This is a genomic window from Candidatus Kuenenia sp. (assembly GCF_027493735.1).
GTDB classification, from domain to species: Bacteria; Planctomycetota; Brocadiia; order Brocadiales; family Brocadiaceae; genus Kuenenia; species Kuenenia stuttgartiensis_A.
This window is the reverse complement of record NZ_JAOSKF010000002.1, coordinates 194,710-207,335: the sequence shown is the minus strand read 5'-3', so window position 1 is coordinate 207,335 and position 12,626 is coordinate 194,710. Positions and strand designations below refer to the sequence as shown.

Below are 12,626 nucleotides of genomic sequence, written 5' to 3'. Positions count from 1 at the left end.
ATTGACCCAGAATTAATGTAGCAAAGGAAAGCTTGCCGATATCGTAAATCGTTTTTGCTAAATTCTCATACTTTTTCATACTCAACATTTTATCAAATACACCAATAAAAAGAAATGCTAAATAAAGCAGATAAGAACACACAAAAAGAAATTGACAATAGCTTGAAAGTACGGTAGTACGTACTCAAATACTGGTGTTGACGGACACCATAAAATATATGCCTGATAAAACAGGCAATCAGGGGCAACGGCATTCTTGAACCGTCATTCAAGGGTGTTTGTTGCCTTTTTTTATTACAGGGGGTGATTATGGCGGTAAGGTGGAAGAAATACCATAAAGAATGCAAGGGCAAGCGGGCTGAGGGCGACAGGCACGGCAAGGTTATTGAGAAGGGTATTGACTGTGAAGGCAAGCGGGGTAAGTATTGTCCTTTAGGTGTATCAAATCCTTGTGGAGCATGGGCGATTGATTACCGGGAAACGGACGGCAGATGGGTATCAAAGGTCTTTCCGGGCATATCACGGACGGAAGCAAGGGAGCGTTTAGAGGATATCCGGAGCAATATCAGAAGGGGTATGATAGGGCTACCGCAAACACGAAAGACGCCTTCGCTGAAAGAATACACCAAAAAGTATTTAGAGTTTTCTAAGGGCGACAAGGAGAATACCTTACTGTCAAAGAAAAGAGCTATTAATGTATTGGTGCAGTATCTTGGGGATTACCGGCTGGACAAGATAACTACGTTTATCATTGAGAAATTCCGAATTGAACGCAGAGAAAAGGACAAGGTAAAGGATTCGGTCATAAATCAGGATATTGCAATATTAACCCATTTGTACAATACGGCAATAAAAGAGGGGGTAATTGATAAAACTCCATGCCAGAACGTAAAGAGACTTAAAACAGCACAAACGAAAGACCGGATATTGTCAGGCGCCGAAATTGCTTTATTGTTTGAAAAACTGCAAGGAAAAGACCGGCTCATGGTATTGGTAGGACTCTTTACCGGGTTACGTTTAGGCGGTGTTTTAGGGCTTTCATGGGCTGATATAGACCTTGAAAATGGTTTAATCACTTCTAACCATAAGACCGGTAAGATGGTATCAATCCCAATATCTGATTACCTTGCCGGGGAGTTACGGAAGTGGAAAGAATCAAGTCACGGTGACAAGCTATTCGTAGAAGGCAAGGTAACAAACCGGGCGAGAATTAATCATAGCTGTCACTTTAGCTGTTTATTCAAAGGCTTAGACATTCAAAACTTTACCTTCCATAACCTACGACATACCTTTGCCAGTCTCCTGCAAGGTGAATTAGGTATTGGCGCAATAGTAGTGCAAGGCATGACCGGGCATTCAAGCTTAGGAATGTTGCAGAAATACTCTCATACCGGTATGGACTCAAAGAAGATGGCTATCAACGCCTTGACCGAACATGTGCTAAATACAACACCAAAGACCGTATTTGCTATAGCACAATAAGTTCTTCGTGGTTTCTACGAAGCACAATAAATAAAGTACGACTGAGGTACGACTTTGCTTTAAGAACACTAGTAACGAATTGCCTTGTAAGGCTACAGCAATAAGGCTTTCAGGGTAGCTTTCAGGTAGGAACTAACATTACAAGTATTAATTGCCACAGAATATAAAACCATTTTTCAGAAAGCAAATTTCATTGACAATAAATAAATTGTTTCGGTATAGTGCATTTTTAATTCTTTCCGGCAAAAGAATTGTCCTTATTTTTTACGTTCTATCGTACATTTTGAAAAACTCTCGGGATTAACTATGAAAAGAATACACGTAGGTATTATCGGTATGGGCACTATTGGGACGGGAGTCGCAAAAATTCTTCTGGAAGCCAATTCTCCCCTCAGGGAAAAGCTAGACACTGTCCCTGTATTAATGGGTATAGCCGATTGTAATCCTGATGCTAAGAATAAAATAGCTTTGCCTCCTGCTGTGACATTTACCACTGACGCAAATACCTTATTACATGACCCAAATATCCACATCATCGTCGAACTTGTAGGCGGGGCGACCATTGCAAAGGAAATTGTCATCAAGGCGCTTGAAAACGGAAAGGATGTCGTTACTGCGAACAAGATGCTCCTTGCCCTCCATGGCTCTGAATTATTCAGGAAAGCCCGCCAGCACGGGAAAAGCATCTCTTTCGAAGCAAGCGTTGGAGGGGGCATTCCGATCATCGCAGAACTTAGAGACGGCCTTATCGCAAACAAGATTGAATGTATTTTGGGAATAGTTAACGGCACAACTAACTATATATTAACCCGGATGACCAAAGAAAACGTCGAATACGGCGCAACCCTTAAGGAAGCACAAACACTTGGTTATGCTGAAAAAGACCCAACGATGGACGTTGAAGGCATTGATTCGGCGCACAAGCTTGCAATCCTTGCCAGGATTGGCTTTGGAGTGGATGTTAATTGCGAAAATATTTATTGTGAGGGTATCAGTAAAGTCGAACTCTCTGATATATGGTACGCCCATGAATTGGGATATACCTTAAAACTTCTTGCAATAGCAAAAAAAAGAGAGAGCGGTCTTGAATTGCGGGTACATCCTACACTCCTGCCACACGAACACCCTCTTTCTTCGGTAAACGGGGTATTTAACGCCATCTGTATCAAAGGAAGCGCTGTCGGAGATTCAATGATATACGGAAGAGGCGCCGGAGAAATGCCCACGGCAAGCGCAGTAGTCGCTGATATTGTTGACGTGGCGCTCGGTAGGGCAAATATTACCTTCAATACAATGAAAATCTTTTCCGGGCAATGCGAACGTGTTTCCATCGCCGATATGAAAGAGATAAAAACACGATATTACTTACGGTTCTCCGTAATAGACAGACCCGGTGTACTGGCAAAAATTTCCGGGATACTGGGAAATCATGAAATAAGCATTGCCTCGGTAATTCAACGGCAGGCAAAAGAAAAGGGACATGTCCCCCTCATCCTGATGACCCATATTGCGGAAGAAGGCAATTTGCTGAATGCGCTTTCTGAAATCAAACAATTAGACGTCGTAAAAGACCAAACACGATTCCTGCGTGTTGAAGAATAGGAGATATTCTTGAAATACTGCATTATCATTCCTGACGGCATGGCAGATTATCCAATAGAAAAACTGGGTGGAAGGACGCCCCTTGAGACCGCCCGTACGCCATATCTTGACCTCTTATCTGAAAACGGCCGGATAGGCACCGTTCAGACGATTCCGCGAGGATTCCCACCGGGAAGCGACGTTGCCAATCTTACGATAGTGGGATACAACCCAAGTGATTATTACACAGGCAGGGCCCCTCTGGAAGCGGCAAGTATTGGCATTCAACTGGAAGAAGAAGACTGCGCATTCCGGTGCAATTTCATTACTGCCAACGAAGACACCCTGGTAGATTTTTGTGCAGGACACATTAAAACGGAAGAGGCGGATATCCTTATAAAACTGCTCAATGAACGATTCGGGAATGATGCTATCCAATTTTATACAGGGAAAAGCTACCGCCACATTATGGTATATAAAGGTACGCAGAAGATAAACACCACATGTTTTCCCCCTCATGACATTATGGGAAAATCGATTGAAGAACATCTTCCAAAGGGGAAAGGAAGTGAAATCATCATTGATATCATGGAACGCTCGCGGGGACTACTATACAATCATGACATAAACAAGGTGCGTATTGACCTTCAGGAAAACCCTGCCAATATGATCTGGCTATGGGGTCACGGATATCGCCCCAAAATGCCTTCGTTCCAGGAACGATTCAACTTAAAAGGCGCTGTGATTACGGCAGTGGACCTGATCAAGGGTATTTCTCTCTATCTGGGATGGGACATTATAAACGTTCCCGGCGCTACAGGATACTACGACACTGATTACAGCAACAAGGGGAAATATGCCATCGAAGCACTGGAAAACCATGATATGGTACTGGTGCACATTGAATCGCCCGATGAAGCAGGACACGAAGGCAATATAAAAGAAAAGGTAACTGCTATTGAGCAAATTGACAGTAAGATTATAGGGCCAATTACAGATGCCGGGAACTCATTTCAGGAACTTCGTATTCTGGTGCTGCCGGATCATTACACACCAATTGAAAAAAGAACTCACACCGCGGAGCCCGTGCCCTTTGTAGTATGCGGCTCCGGCATTCAAAAAGATGATGGGAAGCCGCTTACGGAAGCAAATGCTGCGGCGTCAAAACTACATATCAGCAAGGGCCACGAGTTAATCGAACGCCTCATTTCAGGTTCTTTCTGATACGAAATTATATGTTTGTCCATGAATTTATTGAGAAATTTCAACAACCTAAACTGTTGCAAAACGGGAAAGATTTTTTGACCAATGATAAAGCTGGTACTGATAAGACATGGCGAGAGTATATGGAATTACGAAAATATATTCACCGGGTGGACGGACGTTGATTTATCGGCTCATGGAATTACAGAGGCAAAACAGGCAGGGAGCATTTTAAAAAAAGAGGGATATGTTTTTGATATTGCCTTCACTTCTGTCCTTAAAAGAGCAATTAAAACCTTGTGGTATATTTTAGATGAAATGGATTTAACGTGGATACCCGTACAAAAAACATGGAGATTGAATGAAAGGCACTATGGTGCATTGCAAGGTTTAAACAAAGCAGAGGTGGCTAAAAAATACGGGGAAGAACAGGTCTTTCTCTGGAGAAGAAGTTATGATACGCCTCCGCCCCCTCTTACGTTAACAGACAACCGCTATCCCGGCAACGACGTCAGATACCGGAGTCTTAGTAAAGAAGAAATTCCTTTCACCGAGAGCCTGAGAGATACCATTTTTCGATTTTTGCCGTACTGGGATGATGCCATAGCGCCTGCAATACGTGAGAAAAAAAGGGTTATCGTTGTAGCTCACGGAAATAGTTTGAGGGCTTTGGTCAAGTATCTTGATGATATACCAGACGATAAAATCGCTGAGTTAAGCATCCCGACAGGCATACCCCTTGTATACGAACTTGACGAAGGGTTAAAACCGACCTCAAAATATTATCTTCGCGGAGATTGAATGTTAAAGACGTGAAATCGAATGTGTTACCTTTTCATTTTTTTAAATAGATAATCCTAATATCCCGGATACTGTTAAGGTAATATCAGGAAAATTTTCTGGTGATATCTTTTGATTATAACGCCGTTTCATCATTATATTATAACCTTCAGGGGTTGGTTCATTATATATCTGCACAATATTTTCTATTAAATTCACCAGCCATACCTCTTTAATATTTGCCTTTGCATACAACGGGATTTTAGTTTCACAGTCATACGCTAAAGAGCTGTCTGCAACTTCTATAATTAAGAGAACATCTTCCGGTTGGGGGAGTTGTTCAGCATAAAAATCGGGACGTCTTTTTATTATTGTTATATCTGGTTCCGGTTCAGAGTATTCAGTCAGGCTTAAAGGATTTTGAATATTAACAATTGCCCTTTTCTGTAATTTTTCGCTAAAGAGTTCATTTAACCGGCTAACACATGCAGCATGCCGACTCCCAATGGGCGTCATATCAATGATCCTCCCCTCAACAAGTTCCACTCTGTCATCTTCATGCAGTATGTTACTTTCTATCAACCGATGATATTCTTTAACGTTAAAACGATGAATTGATAATGCTGTATTCATAATCACAAACCTCCATAATCAAAAAATTAACCACAGATGCAGCCGGATAAACACGGATTCGAATTTCTAAATGAGCGCATCTTTAGTATTTCGTGCTCATTTGGTTCCGGCTTGTCCACGTTAGGTCGTGTATGTTCATTTATTGTAATCAACGGGACAGCCCATGTGTGTTTTTTTCGTACGCGGCCGAAGATAAATAAACCAGAACATGATACCGATTAACATAACCCCTCCTACGATATTCCCAAAAGTAACCGGCAAAAGATTATTGATAAAAAAACCTTTCCACGTAAGCTGGGACAGGTTCAGCGTCCTTCCTGCCATTTTTTCAGCAGCGTCAACAACAAAGTGATTTTTCCGCAACATTATACCCATCGGGATAAAATACATGTTTGATACACACTGTTCAAATCCACTGGCAACGAAACCCCCGATAGGGAATATAATTGAAAAAATCTTGTCCGCTGTACTCTTTCCACTAAAGCATATCCAAATGGCAAGACATATCAACGCATTGCAAAGGACTCCACGGGTAAAAGCTGCGTTAAAAGAAAGATTAACCTTATTATGTGCTATAAGCAGGGCTTTCGCACCAACCATATGGTTAAAAAATTCCCATTGATGTGTTTCATACATCCACCACACCATTGTGAGACTGCCCACTAAATTACCAATGTATATGACGCCCCAATTTGTGAGCAGTTCATATAAAGTAATCTTTTTGCCTGCAAATCCAATAATACCGAGACAGTTGCCGGTAAAAACTTCTGCGCCTCCAATAACTGCCAGTATAAATCCAAGAGAATATACAATCCCTTCGATAAGTGAGGTAATTCCGTAGTGCAAGGTTGAATCACTTGTTACCAATGTAGAAAACTGTGCGCCAAAACCAAGATAAATCCCGGCCAAAACGCCAAGAGAAAAGGATTTGGAACGGTTTAGCGCTGCCTTATGTATCGTTACATCATAAATTGTTGTTGCGATTTTATATGGCGTATAGGCATCTATATCTATTAGCTTGACAGGGGATTGAGCGTTAGCGTCTTTCACAGCTTCCTTCCTGTAATTTAAGGGTCAGGGTCCGTGGTTTTGTTGTGATAAAACTTCTTGTGCGCCGTCTACGTACAAAAGAATAAATCGGTATTTTTGAGATTTTAAAAAGCCGGTTTCTACTGAACACGCCGGGGATTATTACGTAATAACATGTTACTTTTACAATTTACTAACATGTGCTTTATAATCTTCAGGATTAATATTGTATTTTTTTATCAGCTTATAGATATCAGCCCTGTAACGGCTTGCCATTTTTGATGCATTTGTAATGTTGCCATTGTTTGCCTTCAGTAGATTTTCGATGTATTCCCTTTCGAATCTTTCTTTCGCGTCCTTGTAAGAATGAAAAACATTTGTGGTGGTATTTCTTTCCGGAAAAATATCTTCCGGTTCAATATTATTTTTATTTGCCACGATGGCCGCATGCTCTATTTTGTTTCTTAATTCACGAATATTTCCCGGCCAGTCATACAAAAGCATCCTTTGTAAGGCAGCGGGAGAAAATCCAAGCGGGTCTTTCTTTAAAGCCTTGCAAAATTCCGTTATAAAATACGTTGCCAATAGCGGGATATCATCTTTTCTTTGCCTTAAGGGAGGAAGATAGACAGGCATAACATGTATTCTGTAAAACAAATCATCACGAAAAGTCCCTTCGCTCACTGCCTTTTGCAAATCGGTGTTCGAGGCGGCAATAATCCTGACGTTGATCTTTCTGTTCTTTGTACTTCCGACTGGTTTAATTTCCCTTTCTTGCAAAACTCTCAAAAGTTTTATTTGGAATATCATTGAAGTATTGCTGATTTCGTCAAGAAAGATTGACCCTTTATCGGCTTGCGCAAAAAGTCCCTCTTTTGATTCATGTGCGTCCGTATAAGCCCCTCGTATATGTCCGAACAGTTCATTTTCCAATAATCCCTCCGGGATAGCACCGCAGTTTGTGGCAATAAACGGCCCATTGGCACGGTTACTATTTTGGTGAATTGCCCTGGCTATCAATTCCTTTCCGGTACCGCTTTCTCCATAAATGATAACATTGCAATCAGTTTTTGACACCCTTGACACCAGTTCAAGGATTTCCAGCATCTGTTTATTTTTCCCGATAATCGGATTAAAATTGTTCCGTTCATCAAGCTGATTCCTTAGGTATTCTATTTCTTGTGTAAGCCTTTGTTTCTCAAGGGCATTTTTGATCTGCATTGCCAAATCATCATTCCTGAAGGGTTTGGCGATATAACTATAGGCGCCCCTTCTCATGGCTTCTACGGCGCTTTCTATACTTCCATGCGCCGTTATTATAATAATGGGGAGCTTGGGATAATTCTTTATTATATCTCTCATTAATTCTATACCATTTTCTTCAGACAACCGGAGGTCAACAAGAACAAGGTTAATCTTGTTCTGAAATAATACCGTTTTCGCTTCATCTCCGTCCTTTGCTATTGATACAGAATAGCCTAATGCTTTTAAACGCATCTGCAGGACTTCTAAAATGCTCGCATCATCATCTATAATAAGTATTTTTTCTTTTGACATAATAACAAATTATTACATATGAATTATTCCGGTTTTCTTATAGAGGTATCGCTTATCGTAGCCTTGGGAAGTAAATCTAATGGATTTACGGTAATACTACGACCGTCAGCTTCCTTCTTTTTTTCTTCTATTTGTAAATCGATTTCACTGAGCTTCCCAATATCTTTTTTAAGTGTTTTAATCTCAGTGGCGGCGCTGTGAAGATCGGTAGAAAGTTTTCCTATTGCCTGGTCTTTAGTGGCAAGACGGTCAAGAAGTTCAGATTTTTGGAGTTTTTCGATATTGTTCTTTAGTGTTTCAACCACCTCTTTGGTGGTACGGAGTTCATCAGAAATCTTTCCGATTACCTGATCTTTTTGAGAAATGCGGTCTAACAGATCACTTGCCTTAAGTTTTTCAATTTCTTTTTTGAGTGATTCTATTGTTGCTGAAGCAGTGCGGATTTCATCCGTAAGCCTTCCAATTTCCTGATCTTTCCATGAAAGGCGGTCTAAAAGATCATTTATTGCTTTTGCCTTATGTTGCACGTCAACCTTCATGATGTTAATTTCTTCGGTTTTTTTGGTTAATTCCTTTTTATAAGTAGTACTTGCGCAACCGATACACATTAAAAACACTGGAGCTAAAAGTAATGATAAAAAACAGGCTTTCTTCTTATTAATGAACTTCATTGTCAACTCCTATTTATAATGGACATTTATCTTTTTGTTTTACTCTTTTCAAGCGTTAAGAACAAAATCAACACGCAATGGCAGTGTAAAGTGGAACGTACTTCCGCTGCCACAATTACTCTCTAGCCATATATTTCCTCCATGGTCTTCAACAATATGTTTTGCTATAAAAAGCCCTAATCCTGTGCCTTTAATGCCACTTTCCCTCTTATTAACAACCTGTTGAAATTTGTCAAAAATAGAATTCTGATGTTCTTTGGGTATTCCAATTCCTGTGTCTGAGATGCTTATTTGCAGAAATGATTGTATATTGTTCAGCTTGCCTTGTTGCGCGAAAATAGGGGAAAGCATGGATGCATCAACTACAAATGCCTTTATAGTAATAACACCTCCTGTGGGTGTAAATTTAATCGAATTACTCAATAAATTATCCATTATCTGTGCGATTTTTCCCCGATCTAATAAAACATGGGGAACGAGAGAATCGTCTTCGTATTGAATAAAAATACCTTTCTTTTCCGTCAAAAAACGAACATCCTCGATGCTTTCCGAAATAACATCCCGAATCTGTGCAGGTTGAAAATTGTATCTCATCAATCCTGCCTCTATCCTTGATATATCTAATAGATCATTAATCATCAGTATAAGCCTAAGGGTATTTCCCTTGATAATATTGAGCAATTTCATCTGTTCAAAAGATATTTGTCCCGCTATTTTGTCCAGCATGAGTTCATTTGCTTCTTTAATAGCCGTCAAAGGCGTTTTCAAATTGTGTGAGATATTTGAAATAAAATCTGATTTCATGGTATCAAGCTGTTCAAGTTTTTTACTCATTTCATTAAATGACCTTCCCAAAGAACCAATTTCATCATTTGATGTAATATTGATCCTATGCTCTAAATCACCTTGGGCAATATGGTCGGTAGCTGCTTTAAGTGCGTTTATAGGCCTGTATATACTCCTAATGAAAAAGAATGAAAAAACCGCTACAAATGTGATTGCAAATAACATGATTGCCAGCGATATTTTGGTAGATTTTTGAACAGTTTCTTGAAATAGTCCCATTTTCTTAAATAAACCTGCTTGCTGCAAAATAATGAGGTTATTAATAGCATTCCTTAATTGGTCAATAGTTTTGTCTTTTTCCTCACCCATGAAAGAATAAGAAGAATCGTTTGTGTTATATTTCAAAAGTATAAATTCTTTTGCAGTAATTCTCAGGTAAAGATTATAAAGCGTTTCAATTTGAGCGGTAATTGTTATTAATTCTTTACTATTCCTCGCATCTTCTGTGGCGCCGGGCGGGTAGAACCAGTTAGCCCTTAAATATTTTACATACAAGGTGTTAAACTTATTAAAAATGTTATTTGTTTCATTGTTTATTTGTATTAATTTATTTACCAAATCAAGCCGATGGACAAATTCGTCTTTCTTTGCGGCAAAGATATCTAAAAAAGCCGGATCTTTTGTGATTGTATACTTTTTTTCACTACTGACTTGTTCCAATAGGATTTTTAACAACTTCTCTTCACTCTCTATAGAAGGAATGTCTTTGCTCAAAATTGAGGTTGACGCCTGATTGAGGTGTTTTAAGCGAAAAATCAAATAAAAACTCATCGACAACATAAGCAGCGTAATAACAACATAACCCAAAACCATGCGTTTCCATAAACTATTTTTTACCATAAGCAATCACCATTAAACTCTCAATTGTCTTTATTTGTCTTTTCTGCAGTAAATCCGGGTTGTGTGAACAGGAATGCTATTGTTTGTAAATGACCGTTGAAAATGGGAGTATTTTCAATTTCAGGATTTCTCAAAGTCTTATTATTTTTATCTATTGGCTGACGGGTTCAGATGAAATTCTTTTACCATTAAAAGGGTTAAAAGAGATATTCATATCCTGCCGTTTTAAGTTCCTCTCCCATATTAATTGTTTTTACCGCTTCACGCCAGTGAGGGTTTTCCGGCGCAAAAAAAGAGGGGGTACGATTAATATTTTTCTGCACCCATTCAAGCACATGCTCCGGCAAGGGCCTCTCCATAAATTCATATAATGTTTTCAAGGTCTGTTCCGGCGCCAGGAGCAGGTCTTCATGCCGAAAGAGAAAATAGTTATTTCCAAACAGTGCTTGTCCATCATAGTGGGTTCTGCGAAACATAATTTTCCACAAGAGCATAACCCGCATGTAAGCCTTGCATTTTCTGAGATGCGCATATTCAGGCGTTTTCAACAGTACATCTGACAATGTGCGGCTGGCGCCTATCAACGCTTCCGGTCCGCTTCCGAAGAAAATATTCTCGTCAGGAAATTTATCGCGCTGACGTTGCTTTTTCCCCAAAAAAAAAGATGCTGTGACCGAGCGGGGGTCACGCACAATATGAATAAATTTTGCTTTAGGATCAATCTCCCATAGCGTCCGAACCTTAGAAAACATCCTGGTAAACTTTATTACCGTGTGTTCTGCCTGTGAAATCATGAATTTGATGTACTCTTTTGCGTAATCAGGCATATCCGTTTCAAATTCAAGTTCCGGTTTTCGTGGAGCACCGTAATTTAGCATATTTTCCATTTCTATGGCGGGCATTTTGCCGGACAATATGTTTTTAAGAGATTTGCGGAGGGTGGTTTTCATATTTATCTTTTCCAGATGAAGGTATTTTTTCATAAAAGATGCACGACATTGCCTTACCTTTTCATAAAAATCCACAGACCTCATTCCGCTGCCACCCCCAAAGGTATCGTCAGTTGCGGTTGATAAAGGTTCATAGAAGCAGTCAAAGTTCCCATCTTCCCATAGAATATCAAATGCAATGGTCGTCCCGGAGCGTCGCATTCCCTGCATAAAAACGTTCATGTATCATGCCTCAAAGATGTGTGTGTTAGGATTAAATTATAATGTGATATTAAATCAGACCTTTGCGATTGTAAGGTGCAGGCATAAATATATTTATATTGTGCTATTTATGTCAAGATGATTTAATTACTACCATGACAAGGAGATTTCTTATTTCACCCCAAAATGGTAATTTTGCCTGAAATATCATTTTTACCGGTAATTACGATTTCAACCTCTTCACTTTTTATCAATTTCGGGAAACGAACTAAATGGATACAATCCGTTATACCTTCACAAAAGCGGAACGTCTGTTACGAAAGAAGGAGTTTGATAAAGTATTTGACGAAGGCACGGTATTTAAAAACAAATTTCTAGTTCTGTACGTTGCGCCCGGCGCGCAGAAATGTTCACGCATGGGACTGGTCGTGAGTAAAAAAATCGGGAATGCCGTACGCCGGAATCGCGTGAAAAGATTATTACGGGAAGTATTCCGGCTGAATAAAAACAGGTTAACGGTACCGGTAGACATTGTTATCATCCCACGAAACACGTTCACCTCTTCTTTGAAATTGTTTGATATTAGCGCCGGATTTCAACAGGCAATCCATCAAATCAACAAAAATTTTGCAAATGAAATTCATCATAATTAAACTGCTTCAGTTATACCAATATGCCATTTCCCCTCTTTTCCATCATGCCTGCCGGTTTGAACCCACCTGTTCTCAGTACATGATTAACGCCGTAAAAAAGAAGGGGTTGTTGCGTGGCGTCTGTTTGGGGATGTGGAGGATATTGCGCTGTAATCCCTTTGGCGGCTCAGGATATGATCCGGTAAAATAATTTTGCGGTA

Annotated in this window: 12 protein-coding genes; 6 read left to right on the top strand and 6 right to left on the bottom strand. The window is 39.8% G+C overall.

Annotated features, from left to right (window positions below; translation table 11 throughout):
- Positions 1 to 309 precede the first annotated feature (309 nt).
- The 4 genes from M5U24_RS02620 to gpmA all read left to right on the top strand — a co-directional run bounded on the left by M5U24_RS02620 (position 310) and on the right by gpmA (position 5,067).
- Positions 310 to 1,482 (top strand): site-specific integrase, encoded by a 1,173-nt coding sequence (locus tag M5U24_RS02620; RefSeq protein WP_298201454.1) that lies wholly within the window; start codon positions 310 to 312, stop codon positions 1,480 to 1,482.
- A gap of 306 nt (positions 1,483 to 1,788) precedes the next feature.
- A complete protein-coding gene (locus M5U24_RS02615; protein WP_099323727.1) occupies positions 1,789 to 3,084 on the top strand; it encodes a homoserine dehydrogenase in 1,296 nt (431 codons plus the stop codon).
- Positions 3,085 to 3,093: 9 nt separating this feature from the next.
- The gene (locus tag M5U24_RS02610; protein WP_099323728.1) at positions 3,094 to 4,287 is read left to right on the top strand and encodes a cofactor-independent phosphoglycerate mutase; all 1,194 of its coding nucleotides are present in this window, start codon (positions 3,094 to 3,096) and stop codon (positions 4,285 to 4,287) included.
- 84 nt (positions 4,288 to 4,371) lie between these two features.
- The gene (gpmA, locus tag M5U24_RS02605; RefSeq protein WP_099323729.1) at positions 4,372 to 5,067 is read left to right on the top strand and encodes a 2,3-diphosphoglycerate-dependent phosphoglycerate mutase; all 696 of its coding nucleotides are present in this window, start codon (positions 4,372 to 4,374) and stop codon (positions 5,065 to 5,067) included.
- 42 nt (positions 5,068 to 5,109) lie between these two features.
- On the opposite strand, the gene M5U24_RS02600 is transcribed toward gpmA, so the two are convergent.
- The 6 genes from M5U24_RS02600 to M5U24_RS02575 form a co-directional block, all read right to left on the bottom strand.
- Positions 5,110 to 5,679: a Uma2 family endonuclease gene (locus M5U24_RS02600; protein WP_099323730.1), complete on the bottom strand. Its 570-nt coding sequence runs from the start codon at positions 5,677 to 5,679 to the stop codon at positions 5,110 to 5,112.
- A 135-nt stretch (positions 5,680 to 5,814) separates the two neighbouring features.
- Positions 5,815 to 6,729, bottom strand: a complete 915-nt coding sequence (locus M5U24_RS02595; RefSeq protein ID WP_099323731.1) for a formate/nitrite transporter family protein — start codon at positions 6,727 to 6,729, stop codon at positions 5,815 to 5,817.
- Positions 6,730 to 6,891: 162 nt separating this feature from the next.
- A complete protein-coding gene (locus tag M5U24_RS02590; protein ID WP_099323732.1) occupies positions 6,892 to 8,265 on the bottom strand; it encodes a sigma-54 dependent transcriptional regulator in 1,374 nt (457 codons plus the stop codon).
- A gap of 23 nt (positions 8,266 to 8,288) precedes the next feature.
- A complete protein-coding gene (locus M5U24_RS02585) occupies positions 8,289 to 8,936 on the bottom strand; it encodes a hypothetical protein (RefSeq protein ID WP_099323733.1) in 648 nt (215 codons plus the stop codon).
- Between the two features lie 48 nt (positions 8,937 to 8,984).
- Entirely contained in the window at positions 8,985 to 10,622 is a 1,638-nt protein-coding gene (locus tag M5U24_RS02580) for a HAMP domain-containing sensor histidine kinase (protein ID WP_099323734.1), read from the bottom strand.
- 197 nt (positions 10,623 to 10,819) lie between these two features.
- Positions 10,820 to 11,794 (bottom strand): sulfotransferase, encoded by a 975-nt coding sequence (locus tag M5U24_RS02575; RefSeq protein ID WP_099323735.1) that lies wholly within the window; start codon positions 11,792 to 11,794, stop codon positions 10,820 to 10,822.
- A gap of 251 nt (positions 11,795 to 12,045) precedes the next feature.
- Here M5U24_RS02575 and rnpA point away from each other — a divergent pair, with 251 nt between their 5' ends.
- Together rnpA and yidD are read left to right on the top strand one after the other, a co-directional pair.
- Positions 12,046 to 12,426 (top strand): ribonuclease P protein component, encoded by a 381-nt coding sequence (rnpA, locus tag M5U24_RS02570; RefSeq protein WP_099323736.1) that lies wholly within the window; start codon positions 12,046 to 12,048, stop codon positions 12,424 to 12,426.
- Positions 12,407 to 12,616 (top strand): membrane protein insertion efficiency factor YidD, encoded by a 210-nt coding sequence (yidD, locus tag M5U24_RS02565; RefSeq protein WP_099323737.1) that lies wholly within the window; start codon positions 12,407 to 12,409, stop codon positions 12,614 to 12,616. The genes rnpA and yidD overlap by 20 nt, the downstream gene beginning before the upstream one ends.
- Positions 12,617 to 12,626 lie beyond the last annotated feature (10 nt).

Bases quoted from the DNA above. Each gene is read 5' to 3' on its own strand.
- M5U24_RS02620 (WP_298201454.1), top strand. From the start codon at position 310: ATGGCGGTAAGGTGGAAGAAATACCATAAAGAATGCAAGGGCAAGCGG.
- M5U24_RS02615 (WP_099323727.1), top strand. From the start codon at position 1,789: ATGAAAAGAATACACGTAGGTATTATCGGTATGGGCACTATTGGGACG.
- gpmA (WP_099323729.1), top strand. From the start codon at position 4,372: ATGATAAAGCTGGTACTGATAAGACATGGCGAGAGTATATGGAATTAC.
- M5U24_RS02600 (WP_099323730.1), bottom strand. From the start codon at position 5,679: ATGAATACAGCATTATCAATTCATCGTTTTAACGTTAAAGAATATCAT.
- M5U24_RS02590 (WP_099323732.1), bottom strand. From the start codon at position 8,265: ATGTCAAAAGAAAAAATACTTATTATAGATGATGATGCGAGCATTTTA.
- M5U24_RS02585 (WP_099323733.1), bottom strand. From the start codon at position 8,936: ATGAAGTTCATTAATAAGAAGAAAGCCTGTTTTTTATCATTACTTTTA.
- M5U24_RS02580 (WP_099323734.1), bottom strand. From the start codon at position 10,622: ATGGTAAAAAATAGTTTATGGAAACGCATGGTTTTGGGTTATGTTGTT.
- M5U24_RS02575 (WP_099323735.1), bottom strand. From the start codon at position 11,794: ATGAACGTTTTTATGCAGGGAATGCGACGCTCCGGGACGACCATTGCA.
- rnpA (WP_099323736.1), top strand. From the start codon at position 12,046: ATGGATACAATCCGTTATACCTTCACAAAAGCGGAACGTCTGTTACGA.
- yidD (WP_099323737.1), top strand. From the start codon at position 12,407: ATGAAATTCATCATAATTAAACTGCTTCAGTTATACCAATATGCCATT.